Source organism: Streptomyces sp. NPDC040718, from assembly GCF_055593565.1.
On record NZ_JBVIXO010000002.1, the window covers coordinates 299,984 to 317,573 of the forward strand.

At 73.7% G+C, this 17,590-nt stretch carries 17 protein-coding genes; 13 read left to right on the forward strand and 4 right to left on the reverse strand.

The genetic code is table 11. The features are described 5' to 3' along the window. Positions 1-27 precede the first annotated feature (27 nt). Positions 28-945 (forward strand): factor-independent urate hydroxylase, encoded by a 918-nt coding sequence (gene pucL / locus ACZ597_RS06790; protein ID WP_007265109.1) that lies wholly within the window; start codon positions 28-30, stop codon positions 943-945. Positions 946-1,046: 101 nt separating this feature from the next. Here the strand turns inward: pucL and ACZ597_RS06795 are convergent, their stop codons facing one another. Continuing rightward, positions 1,047-1,490 (reverse strand): histidine phosphatase family protein, encoded by a 444-nt coding sequence (locus ACZ597_RS06795; RefSeq protein WP_471325890.1) that lies wholly within the window; start codon positions 1,488-1,490, stop codon positions 1,047-1,049. A 242-nt stretch (positions 1,491-1,732) separates the two neighbouring features. Here ACZ597_RS06795 and ACZ597_RS06800 point away from each other — a divergent pair, with 242 nt between their 5' ends. The 7 genes from ACZ597_RS06800 to ACZ597_RS06830 all read left to right on the forward strand — a co-directional run bounded on the left by ACZ597_RS06800 (position 1,733) and on the right by ACZ597_RS06830 (position 5,726). Then, a complete protein-coding gene (locus tag ACZ597_RS06800; RefSeq protein WP_125813272.1) occupies positions 1,733-1,948 on the forward strand; it encodes a CbtB domain-containing protein in 216 nt (71 codons plus the stop codon). A 42-nt stretch (positions 1,949-1,990) separates the two neighbouring features. Next, on the forward strand, positions 1,991-2,752 hold the full coding sequence (locus ACZ597_RS06805; protein ID WP_471325893.1) for a CbtA family protein: 762 nt from the start codon (positions 1,991-1,993) through the stop codon (positions 2,750-2,752). A 48-nt stretch (positions 2,753-2,800) separates the two neighbouring features. Beyond that, positions 2,801-3,046: a hypothetical protein gene (locus ACZ597_RS06810; protein WP_471325895.1), complete on the forward strand. Its 246-nt coding sequence runs from the start codon at positions 2,801-2,803 to the stop codon at positions 3,044-3,046. 148 nt (positions 3,047-3,194) lie between these two features. Further along, entirely contained in the window at positions 3,195-4,235 is a 1,041-nt protein-coding gene (locus tag ACZ597_RS06815) for a PucR family transcriptional regulator (RefSeq protein WP_471326778.1), read from the forward strand. A 179-nt stretch (positions 4,236-4,414) separates the two neighbouring features. Next, positions 4,415-4,999: a class F sortase gene (locus ACZ597_RS06820; RefSeq protein ID WP_471325898.1), complete on the forward strand. Its 585-nt coding sequence runs from the start codon at positions 4,415-4,417 to the stop codon at positions 4,997-4,999. A gap of 90 nt (positions 5,000-5,089) precedes the next feature. Then, the gene (locus ACZ597_RS06825; protein ID WP_471325901.1) at positions 5,090-5,446 is read left to right on the forward strand and encodes a hypothetical protein; all 357 of its coding nucleotides are present in this window, start codon (positions 5,090-5,092) and stop codon (positions 5,444-5,446) included. A gap of 58 nt (positions 5,447-5,504) precedes the next feature. After that, complete coding sequence (locus ACZ597_RS06830; protein WP_471325904.1) at positions 5,505-5,726, forward strand: hypothetical protein; 222 nt, start codon at positions 5,505-5,507, stop codon at positions 5,724-5,726. 35 nt (positions 5,727-5,761) lie between these two features. Here the strand turns inward: ACZ597_RS06830 and ACZ597_RS06835 are convergent, their stop codons facing one another. Continuing rightward, positions 5,762-6,175 carry a hypothetical protein gene (locus tag ACZ597_RS06835; protein ID WP_471325907.1) on the reverse strand — a complete coding sequence of 138 codons (414 nt, stop codon included), beginning with the start codon at positions 6,173-6,175 and terminating at the stop codon, positions 5,762-5,764. Positions 6,176-6,338: 163 nt separating this feature from the next. Between ACZ597_RS06835 and ACZ597_RS06840 the strand changes: the two genes are divergently transcribed. The 4 genes from ACZ597_RS06840 to ACZ597_RS06855 all read left to right on the forward strand — a co-directional run bounded on the left by ACZ597_RS06840 (position 6,339) and on the right by ACZ597_RS06855 (position 11,270). Further along, the gene (locus ACZ597_RS06840) at positions 6,339-7,166 is read left to right on the forward strand and encodes a hypothetical protein (RefSeq protein WP_471325909.1); all 828 of its coding nucleotides are present in this window, start codon (positions 6,339-6,341) and stop codon (positions 7,164-7,166) included. A gap of 71 nt (positions 7,167-7,237) precedes the next feature. Further along, positions 7,238-9,235 (forward strand): FUSC family protein, encoded by a 1,998-nt coding sequence (locus tag ACZ597_RS06845; RefSeq protein ID WP_471325911.1) that lies wholly within the window; start codon positions 7,238-7,240, stop codon positions 9,233-9,235. 83 nt (positions 9,236-9,318) lie between these two features. After that, the gene (locus tag ACZ597_RS06850; protein ID WP_471325913.1) at positions 9,319-10,026 is read left to right on the forward strand and encodes a hypothetical protein; all 708 of its coding nucleotides are present in this window, start codon (positions 9,319-9,321) and stop codon (positions 10,024-10,026) included. Then, positions 10,014-11,270, forward strand: coding sequence for an ATP-binding protein (locus ACZ597_RS06855; protein ID WP_471325915.1), 1,257 nt, complete (start codon positions 10,014-10,016; stop codon positions 11,268-11,270). The genes ACZ597_RS06850 and ACZ597_RS06855 overlap by 13 nt, the downstream gene beginning before the upstream one ends. A 22-nt stretch (positions 11,271-11,292) precedes the next feature. Here ACZ597_RS06855 and ACZ597_RS06860 read toward each other — a convergent pair whose 3' ends face one another. Next, positions 11,293-13,386, reverse strand: coding sequence for a PhoX family protein (locus ACZ597_RS06860; protein WP_471325918.1), 2,094 nt, complete (start codon positions 13,384-13,386; stop codon positions 11,293-11,295). Between the two features lie 296 nt (positions 13,387-13,682). Between ACZ597_RS06860 and ACZ597_RS06865 the strand changes: the two genes are divergently transcribed. Next, positions 13,683-15,563 (forward strand): VWA domain-containing protein, encoded by a 1,881-nt coding sequence (locus ACZ597_RS06865; RefSeq protein WP_471325920.1) that lies wholly within the window; start codon positions 13,683-13,685, stop codon positions 15,561-15,563. Positions 15,564-15,636: 73 nt separating this feature from the next. On the opposite strand, the gene aspS is transcribed toward ACZ597_RS06865, so the two are convergent. Continuing rightward, on the reverse strand, positions 15,637-17,454 hold the full coding sequence (gene aspS, locus ACZ597_RS06870; RefSeq protein ID WP_471325923.1) for an aspartate--tRNA ligase: 1,818 nt from the start codon (positions 17,452-17,454) through the stop codon (positions 15,637-15,639). Positions 17,455-17,590: the final 136 nt, after the last annotated feature.

Consider the following 17,590-nt stretch of genomic DNA (forward strand, 5'->3'; position numbering starts at 1 on the left):
GTTCCCGAGTACCCGAAGGAAGACAGCATGAGCAAGCACGTCCTGGGCCAGAACCAGTACGGCAAGGCCGAGAACCGCATCGTCGTGGTAACCCGCAAGGGCAGCGACGGCTCCTGGGCCGAGATCCGCGACCTGAACGTCTCCGTGGCCCTGCGCGGCGAGTTCCGCGACGTCCATCTGACGGGCGACAACGCCAACTGCCTGCCGACCGACACCACCAAGAACACGGTGTACGCCTTCGGCAAGGAGCACGGAATCGCCTCCCCCGAGGCCTTCGGCATCCTCCTCGCCAAGCACTTCGTCTCCTCCCAGGCCCCGATCCGCGAGGCACAGATCCGCATCGAGGAGTTCGCCTGGGAGCGGATCCCCGTCCCGACCCGCAAGGAGCAGCACTCCTTCGTCCGCAAGGGCCAGGAGGTGCGCACCGCGCAGATCACCTACAGCGAGACCACCGGTCTCCAGGTCATCTCGGGTCTGAAGGACCTGACGGTGATGAACTCGACCAACTCCGAGTTCCACGGCTTCATCAAGGACAAGTACACGACCCTCCAGGAGGCGTACGACCGCATCCTGGCGACCAAGGTCACCGCCCGCTGGGCGCACTCGGCGCTGGCCGGCGACGACGCCGGGTACGACTGGGACCAGTCGTACAAGAAGGTCCGCAAGCACATGCTGGAGGCCTTCGCGGAGACGTACTCCTACTCGCTCCAGCAGACCCTGAACCAGATGGCCGAGCGGGTGCTGGACAACTGCCCCAAGGTCAACGAGGTTCGCCTCAACCTGCCCAACAAGCACCACTTCCTCGTCGACCTGGAGCCCTTCGGCCTCAAGAACGACAACGAGGTGTACTTCGCCGCGGACCGCATGTACGGCCTGATCGAGGGCACCGTCCACCGTGACGGCGTGCAGCCGGTCATCGCGACCTCCGACTGGATCGTCGCCTAACCCGTCCACGGCGACGGCGACAGCCGTCCCGTCCGGCCCGGACCGCGTCGCGGGGTCCGGGCCGTTCGGCGTTCCGGGGCGTCCGGCATTCCCGGCGGGGGCTACCGGGCCTGTCCGACGAGGAGGTTCCAGCGGCCCGCCCGCCCGCTGAGGGAGGTCACGGTGTCCGGCCGCACGTCCAGCCGCCAGAAGGCCGCGGCCGGCAGCTCCAGCGCGGCCACCACCACCGCCCGTACGACGGCCTGTTCGACGACCGCGTGGTGCCGGCCGGGGCCCAGGCCCGCCAGGTACTCACCCGTCCGGGTGATCAGCGCCGCCACCGGCTCCCCGCCGCCCGGGGGCGCGTATCCCGGGTCCGTGAGCCAGCGCCGGACGCCCTCCGGGTCCTCGGCGGCCACCTCTTCGAGGGTCCGGCCCGCCCAGTCCCCCATGGCGGGCCCGGCCAGGCCCGCGTGGCCGGGGCACGGGTCCCCGTACCCGAACCGCCCCTGGCGGCCGGCGGCGTCGAGCGGGGGTGTGGCGAGGTGTACGCGTACGGATGACATGCGGGGAGCGTAGAGCGCACGCCCAGGGCGTGAAACGGCGTCCACGCGCCGTGGTGTTCAAGCCACGGGCGCGGTACGGTCTCGGACGACATGACGAAGGTATGACGGAAGCACCGGTGAGAATCCGGCACGGTCGCGCCACTGTGAATCCTCCCGCGGCACCCCCGGGAGGAAAGTCAGACCCGCCTCCTTCGAACAGAGCACCACTGACCGGGACGCGTGTTCCCCCTGGAGGTTCTGCAATGGCACACACCGCCGTGTCCGCTTCGGCGCCCGCCGCCGTCGCCCCCATCTCCCTCTCCGCGCTGGCCCCCTGGGCCGCCTTCGCCGCGGTCCTGGCCCTCGTCCTGCTGTACTTCGTCGGCATCGAGCAGGGCGCCACCGCCGTCTTCCAGGGCGAGACCGTCCACGAGTGGCTGCACGACGGCCGCCACCTGCTCGGTTTCCCCTGCCACTGACCCCCTTCCGATCTCCCTCACGATCACCCAAGGGGTTCATGCGTGAACACCGTCTCCCCCCGCGTCCTGCTGGTGCGGGGCATGCTGGCCGGCCTGCTCGCGGGCGTCGCGGCCTTCCTCGTCGCCTACCTCCTCGGCGAGTCCAAGGTGGACGCGGCGATCGCCATCGAGGAGGCCGGCCACCTCGCGGCCGGCCACGACCACGGCGCCGAGGACGCCCCGGTCAGCCGGGCCCTCCAGGCCACGGCCGGCCTCGGCACCGGCGTCCTGCTGTACGGGGTCGCCCTCGGCGGCATCGCCGCGCTCGTCTACTGCTTCGCCCTGGGCCGGATCGGGCGCTTCGGCGCCCGGGCCACGGCGGCCCTGGTCACCGGCGCCCTGTTCGTCACCGTGACCCTGGTGCCGTTCTTCAAGTACCCCGCCAACCCGCCGGCCGTCGGGGACCCCGACACGGCCGCCCGGCGGACCTCCCTCTACCTGCTGATGATCGCCCTGAGCGCGCTGCTGGCGGCGGGCGCGCTGATCCTGGGGCGCCGGCTCGCGCCGCGCCTGGGCAACGGGAACGCCTCCGTGGCGGCCTCGCTGGCCTTCGTGGCCGCGGTGGGCGTCTCGTACGCGCTGCTGCCCGGGATCAACGAGGTGCCCGCCGACTTCCCGGCCGCGCTGATCTGGCAGTTCCGTCTCGCGTCGCTGGCCATCCAGACAGCGCTGTGGACGACTTTCGGCCTGGCCTTCGGTTTTCTAGCCGAACGCGCTCTTGCCCCGGCCGCCGCACCCAAGGAGGCTGTACAGCCGATGAGTTGAGCGCGACGCCTGTTGCGCGTGTGACGGGTGTGGAGGTGGGATCCGGCGATGCAGTCCGCGATCCGGGAATGGCGGGGCTGGACCGGCGCCGCGCCGTTCTGGCTGAACTCGGTACTGCTGACCCTGGCCCCGTTCACCGCCGCGACCCTCCTCGCCCAGATCGGCGTCATCAGCGCCCTGGCCGCCCTCGGCGGGCTGGCCCGCCAGCTCTGGTTCGGGGACTACGGCCACCCCGTCATGCACCTCGCCGCCGCCCTCATGGGGGCGGCGGCGGTGGCGCTGGTGGTGGCCTGACCCCACCTCACCTCCCCCCGCCCGCCGCCCTCCCAGACGAGTTGATCTTGATGCGGGGGAGAATGACGGTTCGTTCGGAGCGGACCGGGGAGCTGGTGTGGAGTCAGGGCGGGACATACCCGAGGAGTATCTGGACGGCTACGTACGCATGCTCGCGGACGCCTCGGCCACCGGCCGGCACCCCGGACGGGAGGAGCTCGACGCCCGCCGCGCGCTCGGCGAACGGGCCGCCGGAGCCGGCTACGGCCTGCGGAACCTCATCGGCGCACACCTCGCCGCCACCCGCACCGCCCTCGGCGGCCGCCCCGCCCCCGACCACCTGCTGGCGGTGGTGGAACAGGCCGTGGACGCCTTCGCCGAGGGCTACGAGCGGGCCCACGGCACCGCCGCGCACCGGGAAGCGGCGGCCCGCCGGGAGTTCGTCGACGACCTGCTGCTCGGCGGGGGCGACCCCGGCCGGCTCGCCGAACGGGCCGCCCGCTTCGGACTGGACCCGGCGCGGCCGCACGCCGTGGCCGTCGCGCACGGCCCCCTGCCCTACGAGGACGGGGGCCCGGAGCAGCGCCGCCTGGAGTCGGCCCTGGCCGGGTGCTCCGGGGACCGGGACTTCCTGCTCGCCACCAAGGACGGCCGGCTCGTCTGCGTCGCACCGGGCGGGCGGGACGAGATACCGGCCCGCTTCGCGCGACTGGCACACGCGGAGTCCGAAGGACGGGGGCTCGTCGCGCTCGGGCGCCCGCACCCCGGCGCCGCCGGTGCCGCGACCTCGTACGCGGAGGCCCTCGACGCGCTCGGCGTCGCGGACCGGCTCGGACTCGAGGGCCCGCTGCTGCGCGCCGCCGACCTGCTGGTCTTCCCGGTACTGATCCGCGACCGGGCGGCGTTGGCCGAGCTGGTGCTGACCGCGCTCGGGCCCCTGCGGGCCGGACGCGGCGGCGCGGCACCCCTGCTGGACACGCTGACCGCGTACTTCGACTCGGGGTGCGTGGCCGCGGAGGCGGCCCGGCGGCTGAACCTCAGCGTGCGGGCGCTGACCTACCGGCTGGAGCGGATCCACCGGCTGACCGGGACCGACCCGGGGGACCCCGTGCAGCGGTACACCCTCCAGACGGCCGTGATCGGCGCCCGCCTGCTGGACTGGCCGGCCCGGCCGCTCCCGGGCGTCGCCCCCTCACCCGTTCGGGCGTAGCGGCCCGGTCCGGCGCGTACGGCCCGCGCACCCGCCGCCAGCTGGGAGGACGTGGACGCCGGGGCGTGGAGGGCACATGACGCGCCGTCATTTCCGGTGCGGGCGGCGATGTACGGGTGCGCGGGGAGCGGTCCACTGCTCACAGGAACCGGCCGCCCGAGCCGGACAGGAGGAACGCCATGTCCCGCGCCCAGTGGGCCGCCGCCGCGCTGACGGTCACTCTGCTCTGTACCGGTGTCGGCCTGTTGCGCGGCAGCGCGGGCGCCGAGCCCGCCGCCGCGAGCGTCACCGACGCGCTGCCCTCCCGGGCCCTGGGCCTGTCCGGGCACCGCCGGCTCGTACGCGGGCTGGAGCAGTCCGGTGCGCACGGTCCCGGCACGGACCGCCGGACCGTGTCCGTGCCGCCGATGCGGGCGTCGCGGCCGCTGCGGCTGCGCATCCCCAGCCTGGGCGTGGACCTCCCGCTGGCCAGGGGCCCGCATGACGGTGAGGGCGGGGCGGGCTGGGACACCGACGGCCCGGCTCCCGGCTCCGCCGGAACCGCCGTGGTCACCGGCGACGGGCTCCCGCTCGCCGGGCTGCGGCGGGGCCGTGTCATCGAGATCCCGCGCGCGGACCACCGTACGGCCGTGTTCACCGTCGAGCGGGTCTCCCCCCACTCGGTCACGTCGCGGGCCGGAGACACCGGCCTCGCCCGGCTGCGGCTGGTCAGCGGCGAGACCTCCGTCCTGGCCCGGCTGACGGGGCCGCTGCGCACCGGCTGAGTCAGCCGTGGGGGGTGTCTTCGTCCCCCGGTCGGCGGCTTCTTGGGGGTCCGCGGAGAGTTGCCCGGCGTGTCGGGGCATGCAGGCCCCATGAACGGTGCGCGGTGCGCGCGGACGGCGCTGGCGCGGGCCCTGACGGTGGCCTGTGTGGCGCTGCTGTGCCTGTTCGGCGTCGGTCCGGCGGCGACGGCCACGGCCGGCGCGGAGCCCCGCCCCGCCTCCTCGGCACCGGCCGATCCCACCGAGGGCAAGTCGGAGCCGGCCGGGGATCCCGTCGGACGCTCGGCGCTGCGTACGGCCGAACGTGTGGCGCCGGCCGTACGCCATCTGCCGCCTCGGATGTTTCACGTGAAACACGCGGACGAATCCGCCCGCGCGGCCTCGTACGGGACGGCCGCACCGGCCCTGTCCCGGCGGACGGTACGGAGTGTGGTCCTGCGCTGCTGAGCGGGCCGAGCAGCGTACGCGACCCCCCACACCCCCGAAGCACCCGTGAGGTTCCGCCATGCCCATCGACCCTTACGCCGCCCTGAACGCCATGCTCCGCGCGGAGGCGGCCCGCTTCTCCCCGCCGGCCCGGAAGGAGGGCCAGGACGGCCCGCGCGCGGACCGGACCCTCGCCGACCGGTCGGTCCCGCAGCCCGCCGCCGAGCCCGAGTCCGGTTCCGCGAGCGAGCAGGCGCAGCCGCAGCCGCGGCCGGACCAGCCCGCCGGCTCGGCGGCGTAACGGCGCGCGGCGACACGCGACGGCGCCGGCCGGACTCAGTCCTCCCGCGTGTAGTACCGGTAGAAGGCCGCGATCCCGACGCCGATGCCCACGAACAGGCCGATGCTGGTGGCCCGGAGCACCGACTCGTTGGTCAGACTGTGGAGGTAGCCGGCGGCGATGCCGGCGAAGACCCCGTACGCGGCGGCGTGCAGCTCCCGCTTCAGCCTCGGGCCGACCTTCGCGAGGGTGAACATGATCGCCGCGAAGATCACGCCGCACAGGATCCCGTAGAACACGTTGCCCGCGTCGACCGGGCCCATCTGGCGCTTGATGAAGGCCGCCCAGACCCCGTACACGAGGCCCATGAGCAGCGCGCGCGTCAGGCGGTTCCGGTCGGTGTGCCGGTCCGCGTCCGCCGACGTCATCGGGCGGTGCCGCCGGGGGACGGTGGGTGCCGCATGTGCCATGGCGGGGCTCCTCTCTTCCACCCTCAAGGGCACACCCGGCACCGGGGAGCGGCAAGTGGATCACTCGTCCGGGCGGCGCGGACCGCGCTCCCGGAGGGAATCCGGGCCCCGGACGCAGCAGCACGGGTGGCGCCCCGATCGGCACCCGGCATTCCCTGGTGACGTGCGCACCTACCTGTCGGCGGCCCTCATCGTGCTCGTGGCCCTGCTCGTGCCCGCGAGCGCCGTCGCGTACTGGGCCGACCGCCGGCTGGGCGACGCCGACCACTACACCGCGGCCATGGCCCCGCTGGCCAAGGACCCGGCCGTACAGGAGGTGGTCGTCGCCCAGGCCACCCGTGCCCTGTCCGGACAGATCGACGCGGGCCCCTTCCAAGGCGCCGTCGACGCCCTCATCGGCGACGCCCTGCGCTCCTTCGCCGGCACCCCCGCCTACCGGAAGGCCTGGGAGACGGCCAACCGCGCCGCGCACACCGCCTTCCTCGACGCCCTGAAGACCGGCCACGGGGACGCCGTCAGCGTCGACCTCGCGCCCGTGATCGCGCAGGTCAAGGAGGAACTGATGGCGGACGACGTGCCCTTCGCCGACCGCATCCCGGAGACCCACCTCTCCGTGAAGGTCATGGAATACGACAACCTCGGCGCGCTCCGGGAGGGGTTCCACGTGCTCCAGATCGCCGGAGTCTGGCTTCCCGTGCTGACGGTGCTCCTCGCGGTGGCGGCCGTGGCCGTCGCCGTCCGGCGCCGCCGGGCCGTCCTCGCCACCGGCGCCGGACTCGCGGTCGGCGCCGTACTGCTCTGGACGGCCGTGGGCGTGTGCCGCCGCATCACGCTCGACGACCTGCCCTCCGACGTCGACCGGCCCGCCGCCGCGGCCGTGTACGACGCGCTCACCGCCTTCCTGCGGACCACCGCCTGGGTGGTCCTCGCCGTCGGGCTGGCCACCGCGCTCGCCGCATGGCTGGTGGGCCGGCTGCGCCGCACCCCATAAGCTCGGAAGGTACCCATCCTCCGCAGAACTCCCCAGAACGACCGATTCGCGAGCGGCGACACGGAAGCGGAATGACCACCGAACGACGCACCGAGCACATACCGTCCGGGCGACCCCGGCTCCACCCCCTGGCTCCCCCCACCTGGCTGCTCGCGGGACTCCGGCCCAGCAGCGCGCCCGTCCCCTGGGCGGCGGCCGCCCGCGCCGGGATCGCGATGGCCGTCCCGCTCGCCGTCGGCTTCGCCCTCCAAGAGCCCGAGTACGGGGCGCTCGTCGCCATGGGCGCCCTCGCCGGAGTGTTCGGCGACACCGCCGACGCCTACCGGATGCGGGTCCTGAACATCGCCGTCCCGCAGGCCTTCGGCGCCATCGGGGTGGCCGTGGGCACCCTCGTCTACGGACGCGGCTGGCTGGCCGTCGCGGTCCTCACCCTCGTCGCCCTCGTCTCCGGGATGATCTCCTCGATCGGCTCGGTCGCCTCCGTGTCCGGGCTGCTGCTCCTGCTCAACGCCGTCGTCGGGGCCGGCCTGCCGATGCCCCAGCCCTGGTGGACCGCGCCACTGCTGCTCACCGCCGGCGGCCTGTTCGTGCTCGCGCTGACCCTGCTGGCCTGGCCCCTGCGCGGCCGGCAGCCCGAACGGGCCGCCGTCGCGGCCACCTACCGGGCACTGGCCGACGCCCTGGAAGCCTGCGGCGGACCCCAGGACGTCTACGACGACCGCCGCCGGCAGGTCACCCAGGCCCTCAACCAGGCCTACGACCTCGTCCTCGGCCGCCGGGCCAGGGTGCACGGGCGCAGCCCCTCCCTGCTGCGGATGCTGGCCCAGCTGAACGTGCTGATCCCGCTCGCGGAGGCCGCGCCGGCCGCCCACCTGCGGGGCCGCCCGCTGCCGCCGGAGGTCCCGGCGGCCGTACGGGAACTGGCCGCGGCCGTCGAAGAGGGCCGCACCGGTACCCCCGTCCTCACCCTGCCCGCTCCGCACACCCCGTCCGAGCGGGCCATCGACTCCGCGTTGCGGCACGCCGCGGCCATCGTGCACCTCGCCGAACCGGACCCGTACAACGTCGACGACCGCCTCGGCCGGCCCGCCGCCCTGCGCGTCCGGGCCCGGCGCGGGGTGCGCGACATGATGCTGTCCGAGGCCTCCTGGCGGTACGGGCTGCGCCTCGCCCTGTGCATCGGCCTCGCCCAGTCCCTCGTCTCCCTGATCGAGGTGGAACGCTCCTACTGGGTGGCCCTGACCGTCACCTTCGTCCTGAAACCGGACTTCGGCTCGGTCTTCTCCCGCGCGGTCCTGCGCGCCCTGGGCACGGCGGCCGGGCTGGTCCTCGCCGCCGCCGTCCTCTCCGAGGTGCCGCGCGGCTGGTGGGACGTACCGGTGATGATGGTGCTCGCCGCACTGATCCCGGTGTTCTCCGCCAAGGGGTACGCCTTCCAGACCGCGGCCATCACGCCCGTGATCCTGCTGCTGTCGGACCAGCTCAACCACGAGGGCTTCGACCTCATCCTGCCCCGGCTGCTCGACAGCCTGATCGGCTGCGCCATCGTCCTGGTCGCCGGCTACCTGCTGTGGCCCGAGAGCTGGCACACCCGGATCGGGGACCGGCTCGCCGACGCCGTCGACGACGCCGCCCGCTACGTGGAGCGGGCCTTCGCCCCCGTCGCGGACGACGCCGAGCTGCGCGCCGCCCGGCAGTCCCGCCTCCAGGCCCGGCGCCGCATCTACCGCGACCTGTCGGGAGTGCGCAGCGAGTTCCAGCGGGCCCTGACCGAGCCGCCGCCGACCGGGAGCCGGGCCGCGGCGTGGTGGCCGCTGGTGGTGGCCGTGGAACGCATCGTCGACGCCACCACCGCCGCGCGGGTACGCGTCAACCACGGCGCCGAGCCGCCTGCGGCGGGCGAGGTCGACCGGATCGCGCGGGAGCTCCGCCAACTCGCCGAGCGCGTGCGCAGCAGCCCGACGCCGGTCCGCGTGGACACACCGCCGGAGGACGACGGGGCCGGCGTCCTGGCCCCGGTCCACCACGAACTGGCGGCGGCCCGAGCCGTTTCCCACCCCCCGTCCTGACCCGGGGCGGGGCCGGTCCGGGTGGCGAGCCCGGATGGAGCAGTGGTCGGGCCGGGAGGGCGGGGTCGGGGGAGCATCGGTACATGCGGAGCCCCCACGCGCTGGCCCTCGCCGCCCTCCTGGCGGCCACGGCGGGCTGCGCCGACGTGGAAGGGCTGCGCAGCTCCGGCGACCTCGGCACCGTGCACGCCCCCAAGACCCTGTGGAAGGCGTACCGCCCCGACCCGCCGGGCCCGGGTCAGCAGCCCGGGGCGGCGGCCGTGGTGCCCGGGCTCCCCGGGCCGGCCGGCCCCGGCATGCACGGCGTGGACGCGCTGACCGTCGTACGGGCCGACATCACCTCCGCCGTCGCCGAGGACGGAGGCACCGGCCGGCTCGTCGACCCCCGGGCCGCCCAGCGGCTCGCGCTCTGCACACAGGCTGTGGACGGCGGCCCGTACTGCCCGGTCCGCCCCGGCGTCCTCCACGACCTGACCGGGGACGGCAAGGACGAGCTGATCACCGCCATCGACGTGGACGGCCGGGTCAGCGAGCTGCGCGTGTACACCGTCCGGGACGACGGGAGGATCGCCCGGATCCTGGCCCGGCGCGGGGTGCTGGAAGGGGTCGAGGTGGCCGCCGAGCACCTGGCGGTCCGCGAGCCGACCTCGAACCCGGCCTACATCTCCGTCTCCGACTACGTGTGGGACCCGAAGGCCCGCAGCATGAGCCTGACGCAGCTCACCCTCGACGACTGCCCGGCCATCACGGACGTCCCGCTGAGCGAGGGGAGGGCCCGATGCGCCCGCTGAGCAGCCTGCGCTGGAAGATCGCCCTCACCACCACGCTGGTGTGCTGCACGGTGGCCGCCGCGCTGGGGATCCTGGTGCACAACGTGGTCTCGCGGCAGGTCGCAGGCGAGGTCCGCAAGGACGTCGAACGGGACCTCGACCACGCCCTCGGCCACTACGAGTACGGCACCTCGCACGGGGACGTGAACGTCGCCCTGGACCCGCCCGGCCTGCCCCGACCGCTACGCGAACTCGTCGCCCGCGGGCACACCGGCAGCATGGTCGGCACCCAGGACGGCAAACCCGTCATGTGGGCCGCCGGGCCGGCCGACCGGAAGGCCCTGGCGGTCTGGATCCCGTACGAGAACACGCGCCACCGGCTGCGCGACATCGACACCGCGATCCTCGCCTCCTCCGCGGTCGCGGCCGGGGTGGTGGCCCTGGCCGGCGTGTTCCTCGCCAACCGGATCAGCCGCCGGCTCGCGACGGCCGCCGCCGTCGCCCGCCGGATCAGCGCCGGGGACCTCGACGCCCGGGTGGCGTTCCCCGCGGACACCGGACCCGGGACGCGCCGCTACCACGACGAGGTACGGGACGTCGCCCAGGCGCTGGACTCGATGGCCGCCTCGCTCCAGCAACGGCTGGAGGCGGAGAAGCGGTTCACCGCCGACGTGGCGCACGAGCTGCGCACCCCGCTGACCGGTTCACTGGCGGCCGCCTCGCTGCTGCCCGAGGGACGGCCCAAGGAGATGATCAACGACCGGCTGAAGGCCCTGCACCTGCTCACCGAGGACCTGCTGGAGATCTCCCGGCTCGACTCCGGGGTGGAGCGGGCCGACCTGGCCCAGGTGGAACTGGGCCGGGCCGTGGAACGGGCCGTCGCCGGGACCCGGTTGCCCGCCGAGGTACGGATCCTGCGGGACGCGGTGGTGTTCACCGACCGCCGCCGCCTGGACCGGATCCTCGCCAACCTGCTGGTCAACGCCCACAAGCACGGGCGGCCACCGGTCGTGGTGACGGTGGAGGGGCCCGTGGTGGTGATCCGCGACCACGGCTCCGGCTATCCCGCCGAGCTCATCGAGCAGGGCCCGAAGCGGTTCCGCACCGGGGACCCCGGGCGCGGTCGCGGCCACGGGCTGGGCCTGACGATCGCGGCGGGCCAGGCGGCCGTGCTGGAGATCGGGCTGGGCTTCGCCAACGCCCCGGACGGGGGTGCGCTGACGACGCTCCGGCTGCCGGTGGGACGGCTGCCGGAGCCGGACTGACCCGCCTCGCCGAACGGCCCGCTCAGACGCCGATGTTCTTGCCGTCCTTGCGCCACACGGACACCACGGCCGGGCGGACGATCTTGCCCGGACCGTCGGGCCACACGGACTGCGGCTTCTCCACGGACGCACCGTCGATCTCGCCCGGGTGCTGGACCGAGACGAGCACGCGCCGGTCCTGGACCAGCGGGCCGCAGGTCTCGGCACCGCGCGGAACCGTGAGGAACTGCTTCAACTCACCGCGGCGCTCGCCGAACGTCGCGACGCCGTACAGGCCGTCGTGCGAGCCGAGCTGGTTGCCGTCGGTGGAGATCCACAGGTTGCCGTGCGGGTCGAAGGCCACGTTGTCCGGGCAGGAGATCGGGCTGACCTTGTCCTTCGGGAAGCCCGCGAAGTAGGTGGCCGGGTCGTTCGGGTCGCCGGCGACCAGGAACAGCCGCCAGGCGAAGCCGTCGCCCGCCGGGTCGTCGAAGTTCTCGGCGAGCTCCAGGATCTGGCCGTGCTTGTTCAGGTTGCGCGGGTTGGCCTCGTCCGCGCCGGCCTTGCCGGGCTTGCCGCGGTCGGTGTTGTTGGTCAGCGCGATGTAGACGCGGCCGGTGCGCGGCGACGGCTCGACGTCCTCGGGGCGGTCCATCTTGGTGGCGCCGGCCTTGTCACCGGCCTGGCGGGTGAAGACGAACACCTCCTCGGCGGTCATGCCCTCGACGTGCGAGACGTTGCCGGAGGGGGAGGCCGTGGCCAGCTTGATCCAGACGCCGGAACCGTCGAACTCGCCGTCGGAGGGGAGCTTGCCGGAGCCGTCGATCGAGGCGGCCGGGGAGTCTCCCGTCAGCTTGGCGACGTAGAGGGTGCCCTCGTCGAGCAGCGTGAGGTTGTGCTCCTTCGCCGCGCGCGAATTGCCCTTCATCATCCGCTTCGAGGAGACGAACTTGTAGAAGTAGTCGAAGCGCTCGTCGTCGCCCATGTAGACGACCGGGCGGCCGTCCTCGGTGACGCGGGGCTGGGCGGCCTCGTGCTTGAAGCGGCCGAGCGCGGTGCGCTTGCGCGGGACGGAGTTCGGGTCGTACGGGTCGAGCTCGACGACCCAGCCGAAGCGGTGCGGCTCGTTGGGCTCCTGCGCGACGTCGAAGCGCTTGTCGAAGCGCTCCCACTTGCGCTCGGAGGCGCCGGAGGTCACGCCGTAGCGCTTCAGGCGGGCGGCCTGGGCGGGGTCGGTGACCTGGCCGGCGTTGGCGAAGTACTGGTTGAAGTTCTCCTCGCCGTGGAGGGTGGTGCCCCACGGGGTGGTGCCGCCGGCGCAGTTGTTGAGGGTGCCGAGCACCTTGGTGCCGGTGGCGTCGGCGGAGGTCTTCAGCAGGGCGCTGCCCGCGGCCGGGCCGGTCAGCCGGAACTCGCTGGTCGCGGTCAGGCGGCGGTTGAGCTGGTGGCGGTTGACGGCGGTCAGCTTGCCGCTGCGGTGGTCCTCCTGGACGACGACCACGGACAGGCCGTGCGCGGCCCAGGCGATCTCGACCTGCTCCCGGGTGGGGTTCGCCGGGTCGTAGCCCTTGAACATCAGGTTCTCGTCCGTGTACTCGTGGTTGGCCACGAGCAGCTGCTGGCGCTCGTAGTTGCCGCCGAGCGGGAGCAGGCTGAGGAAGTCGTTGTTGTAGCCGAACTGGCCGGCCTGGGCGGCGGCGGTCTGCTTGTCCGAGTTGAAGCCCGGGGCGCCCTTGAGGATCGGGTCGCCCCAGCGGATCACCACGTTCTGCTCGTGGCCCTCGGGGATGGTGACCTTGTCGTCGGTGTTCGGGGCGACGGGCTTGAAGCGCAGGCCGCGGGCGGCCTCGCCCGCGCGCTTGGCCTCGGCGTCGGACACGGGCGCGGCGCTGGCGCTCTGGCCGCCGCCCGCTCCGAGGGTGACGGCGGTGCCGGCGGCGGTGGCGACCGTGACGACGGCGGCGGAGCGCAGCATCGAGCGGCGGGTGTAGGCGCGGGCTATGACGTCGCCGACGTACTCGTTGTCGCTGGTGTTGGGCACCTCGTGGAAGCATGCGTCGCCGCAGCGGTAGCGGCAGGTGAGAGCGGAACGGCCGCTGCCATGCGGGTTGCCGATGAACGGCAGGAGCTTGCGCACGAGGGTGTCCTCCGGTGAGTGCACTGCGCCGACGACGTGTCGGTACGAATCCAGCCGTGACGGTAGGCGCGGGTTGCGCCGATGCGGCGGCGCGGGGATGAACGGTGGATGAACCCGGCACGGCGGAGGGGCAGTTCGCAGGAGGGGTCCGGTTGTGTGGAAGGCCGGGCGCCACGAAAGGCGCCCCTGCCGAAGTTCCAGCCAAGGGGCCGATAACCTTACGTGTCCACTCTGGGCAGGGATCAACCGCGCAGCACGGACAAATGACGCACGCACTCATGCGAAAGGCCTGGCCCATGGGTATTCGGAGCTTGTTGCGCAAGGTGTTCGGACGGACTGCGGAGCCGGTCCCCGAGACGTCGGACGCCCCTTCGGCGGCCCTCCCGAGCCAGGCCGAACGGACCCCCCTGGACGCGGCCGCCGAACTGGTGGCGGCGTCCTTCGACAACCCGACGGTCCCGCCGCAGTCCGCGCCGCGCGACCGCGAGCCGGGCACGCTGCTCACCGCAGCCCCGGCCCCGACGGCCGACCCCACGGTCCCGGAAGCCCGCCGGCCGCAGCAGCCGGCGGTCACGGAGGGCGGCACGGGAGCCCCCGCGACCCCCGTCGACGTACCGTCCCAGGCCGAGCCGACCCCGCCGGAGGCGCAGGACGCCCCGGCCGGTGAGGCGGAGCCGACCGCCGCCGAGGGCGACGCCGAGCCTCAGGCCGCCGCCGAACCCGCTGCCCCGGCGGAACCCGGGGCCGAGACCGCCGCCGACCCGGTCACGGAGACCGAGCCCGTGGCTGCGGAAGCCGAGCCGGAGCCGGTCGCCGAGACCCGGCCCGCCGCCGCGGAGCCCGAGGCCGAGCGGCTCGCGGCCGAGGCGGCAGCCCCCGCCCCGGAGGCACAGGCCGAGACCGCCGCCGAAGCCGAGCCCGTGACCGCGGAGCCCGAAGCCGAGGCGGAGCCCGTGACCGAGCCCGTGGCTGCGGAAGCCGAGCCGGCCGACGCCTCGGCCCCCACCGAGGCGGAGCCCCAGGCCCAGGCCGACGCCGCAGACAGCGCGCCGCAGGCCGAGCCCGCCGGGGCACCCGCCGCGGAGGCGGAGCCCGCCGCCGAGGCCGAGCCGGTCACCGCCGAGGCGGAGCCCCAGGCCCAGGCCGACGCCGAAGACAGCGTTCAGGCGCAGGACGAACCCACCGCCGAGCCGGAGCCGGTAGCCGAGGCGGAGCCCGCGGCCGAGCCGGCCGCCGAGGCCGCCGCGCCGGAGGCCGAGCCGGCCGCCGAACCGGAGCCGGAGGCCGAGCCCGCCGGGGCACCCGCCGCAGAGGCGGAGCCCGAGGCCACCGCGCCTGAGGCCGACCCCGAGCCTGCCGACGCCGAGGCCACCGCGCCGCAGGCCCCGGCCGAGCCCCTCGCCGCCGCCGCGGCCGCTGAAGACACCGAGCCGGAGCCCGAGGACGGGGCCCTCGTGACCCCCGAAGCGTCGCCGCAGGCGGACACGCAGGCGGACACGCAGGCGGAGCCCGCCGAGGGTCCCGCCATCGCCGCGGCAGCGGTCCGGCGGCGGGCCGCCGGCGTCTCCGGGCCGTACAAGGCCGCCGGACAGGTGCTGCGGGCCAAGGGGAAGGCCGGGGCCCGCGCGAAGGTGTACCTCGTACTGGACCGGTCCGGCTCCATGCGCGGCTTCTACAAGGACGGCAGCGCCCAGTACCTCGCCGACCACGCCCTGGCCCTGGCCGCGCACCTCGACGAGGAGGCCACCGTGCACACGGTGTTCTTCTCCACCGAGCTCGACGGCACCGCCGAGCTCACCCTCGACGCGCACGACGCGGCCTGGGTCGAGGACCGCCACGCCGAGCTCGGCCGGATGGGCCGCACCAGCTACCACGTAGCGGTCGAGGCCGTCGTCGAGCGGTACCAGAAGGACGGCGGCGAGGGCCCGGCCCTGGTCGTCTTCCAGACCGACGGCGCGCCCGACAACGTCCGCCCCGCCCGCCAGGCCATCGCCGACGCGGCGGCCGCCGCCCCCGGCGTCCACTGGCAGTTCGTCGCGTTCGGCGACCACGACGCCAAGGCCTTCGACTTCCTGCGCAAGCTGGACGCCGAGAACGCCGGCTTCTTCCACGCCGGCCCGGCCCCCGCCGAACTGGCCTCGGCCGCCCTCCTCAAGGGCATCCTCGACCGGTTCTGACCGGCACGGCAGGAACGCCGAAGGGCCCGGGATCCGAGGATCCCGGGCCCTTCCCGCTACAGGAGCGGCAGCGTCAGCGCGCGGCGTCCGGGTGGACGGCCTCCGCGACCGGCTTCGCGTCGGCGGCCTTCGTCTCGACCGGCTTGCGCAGGGCGATGTTCAGCTCGCGCAGGCGGGTCTCCTCCAGCACCGTCGGCGCGCCCATCATCAGGTCCTGGGCGTTGCCGTTCAGCGGGAAGGCGATGGTCTCGCGGATGTTCGGCTCGTCGGCCAGCAGCATCACGATGCGGTCCACGCCCGGGGCGATGCCACCGTGCGGCGGGGCGCCGAGGCGGAAGGCGCGCAGCATGCCGGCGAACTCGCGCTCGACGGTCTCGGCCTCGTAACCGGCGATCTCGAAGGCCTTCAGCATGACCTCGGGCTCGTGGTTGCGGATGGCGCCGGAGGACAGCTCGATGCCGTTGCAGACGATGTCGTACTGCCACGCCAGGATGTCGAGCGGGTCCTTCTCCTCCAGGTCCTTCATGCCGCCCTGCGGCATCGAGAAGGGGTTGTGCGAGAAGTCGATCCTGCCGGTCTCCTCGTCCTTCTCGTACATCGGGAAGTCGACGATCCAGCAGAAGCGGAAGACGTTCTCCTCGAACTGGCCCGCGCGCTTCGCGGCCTCGACCCGGACCGGGCCCATGATCTTGGAGACCTCGTCGAACTCGCCCGCGCCGAAGAACACCGCGTGCCCGGCCGCGAGGCCGAGGCGCTCGGTGAGGACCTTGACGTTCTCCTCGGTGAGGAACTTGGCGATCGGGCCGGTCAGGGCGCCGTCCTCGCCGACGCGGACCCAGGCCAGGCCCTTGGCGCCCAGCGAGATCGCGTACTCGCCGAGGCCGTCGAAGAACTTGCGCGGCTGCGCGGCGGTGTCCGGGACGGCCAGCGCACGCACGTGCTTGCCGGCGAACGCCTTGAACTCCGAGCCCTCGAACACGTCGGTGATGTCGACGAGCTCCAGCTTGGCGCGCAGGTCGGGCTTGTCGTTGCCGTACTTCAGCATCGACTCGCGGAACGGGATCCGCGGGAACGGCGAGGTGACCGGGCGGCCGCCGCCGAACTCGGTGAAGAGCTCGGTCATGAGGCGCTCGATCGGCTGGAAGACGTCCTCCTGCTCGACGAAGGACATCTCCACGTCGAGCTGGTAGAACTCGCCCGGCGAGCGGTCGGCGCGGGCGTCCTCGTCGCGGAAGCAGGGCGCGATCTGGAAGTACCGGTCGAAGCCGGAGATCATCAGCAGCTGCTTGAACTGCTGCGGGGCCTGCGGCAGGGCGTAGAACTTGCCCGGGTTCAGGCGGGACGGGACGACGAAGTCACGGGCGCCCTCGGGGGAGGTCGCGGTGAGGATCGGCGTCGCCATCTCGTTGAAGCCGAGGGCCACCATCTTCGAGCGGATGGAGGCGATGACCGCCGACCGCAGCATGATGTTGCGGTGCATGCGCTCGCGGCGCAGGTCGAGGAAGCGGTACTCCAGGCGGCGCTCCTCGTTCACACCGTCGTCGGTGTTGATCGTGAAGGGCAGCGGGGCGGCCGTGCCGAGCACCTCGACCTCGGCGGCCTCGATCTCGATCTCGCCGGTCGGCAGGTCGGGGTTCACGTTCTCGGTGCCGCGGGAGACGACCTTGCCGTCGATCCGGACGACCGTCTCCTTGGACAGCTTGTCCAGGACGTCGGCGGCCGCGGTGCCGGGGCGGGCGACGAGCTGCGTGATGCCGTAGTGGTCGCGCAGATCGATGAAGAGGATGCCGCCCAGGTCTCGACGATTGTGCAGCCAGCCGCTCAGCCGGACGTCGGTGCCGACGTCAGAGGCACGGAGCTCGCCGCACGTGTGGGACCTGTACCGATGCATCAGTCATCCAGTTCTACGCGATACCAGGGTGGATTCAACCGTCCCAAGGTTACCGTCCGGGCGGGGCACCGCGCGGGCGCGCCCGGGCAGGCTCCCGAACAGGCAGGTCGACGGGATGACCTGTAAAGATGACCGG

What these genes read in the sequence shown, in the direction of transcription:
- pucL (WP_007265109.1), top strand. Translation starts at nt 28, where the DNA reads ATGAGCAAGCACGTCCTGGGCCAGAACCAGTACGGCAAGGCCGAGAAC.
- ACZ597_RS06795 (WP_471325890.1), bottom strand. Translation starts at nt 1,490, where the DNA reads ATGTCATCCGTACGCGTACACCTCGCCACACCCCCGCTCGACGCCGCC.
- ACZ597_RS06800 (WP_125813272.1), top strand. Translation starts at nt 1,733, where the DNA reads ATGGCACACACCGCCGTGTCCGCTTCGGCGCCCGCCGCCGTCGCCCCC.
- ACZ597_RS06810 (WP_471325895.1), top strand. Translation starts at nt 2,801, where the DNA reads ATGCAGTCCGCGATCCGGGAATGGCGGGGCTGGACCGGCGCCGCGCCG.
- ACZ597_RS06815 (WP_471326778.1), top strand. Translation starts at nt 3,195, where the DNA reads ATGCTCGCGGACGCCTCGGCCACCGGCCGGCACCCCGGACGGGAGGAG.
- ACZ597_RS06820 (WP_471325898.1), top strand. Translation starts at nt 4,415, where the DNA reads ATGTCCCGCGCCCAGTGGGCCGCCGCCGCGCTGACGGTCACTCTGCTC.
- ACZ597_RS06825 (WP_471325901.1), top strand. Translation starts at nt 5,090, where the DNA reads ATGAACGGTGCGCGGTGCGCGCGGACGGCGCTGGCGCGGGCCCTGACG.
- ACZ597_RS06830 (WP_471325904.1), top strand. Translation starts at nt 5,505, where the DNA reads ATGCCCATCGACCCTTACGCCGCCCTGAACGCCATGCTCCGCGCGGAG.
- ACZ597_RS06835 (WP_471325907.1), bottom strand. Translation starts at nt 6,175, where the DNA reads ATGGCACATGCGGCACCCACCGTCCCCCGGCGGCACCGCCCGATGACG.
- ACZ597_RS06845 (WP_471325911.1), top strand. Translation starts at nt 7,238, where the DNA reads ATGACCACCGAACGACGCACCGAGCACATACCGTCCGGGCGACCCCGG.
- ACZ597_RS06850 (WP_471325913.1), top strand. Translation starts at nt 9,319, where the DNA reads ATGCGGAGCCCCCACGCGCTGGCCCTCGCCGCCCTCCTGGCGGCCACG.
- ACZ597_RS06855 (WP_471325915.1), top strand. Translation starts at nt 10,014, where the DNA reads ATGCGCCCGCTGAGCAGCCTGCGCTGGAAGATCGCCCTCACCACCACG.
- ACZ597_RS06865 (WP_471325920.1), top strand. Translation starts at nt 13,683, where the DNA reads ATGGGTATTCGGAGCTTGTTGCGCAAGGTGTTCGGACGGACTGCGGAG.
- aspS (WP_471325923.1), bottom strand. Translation starts at nt 17,454, where the DNA reads ATGCATCGGTACAGGTCCCACACGTGCGGCGAGCTCCGTGCCTCTGAC.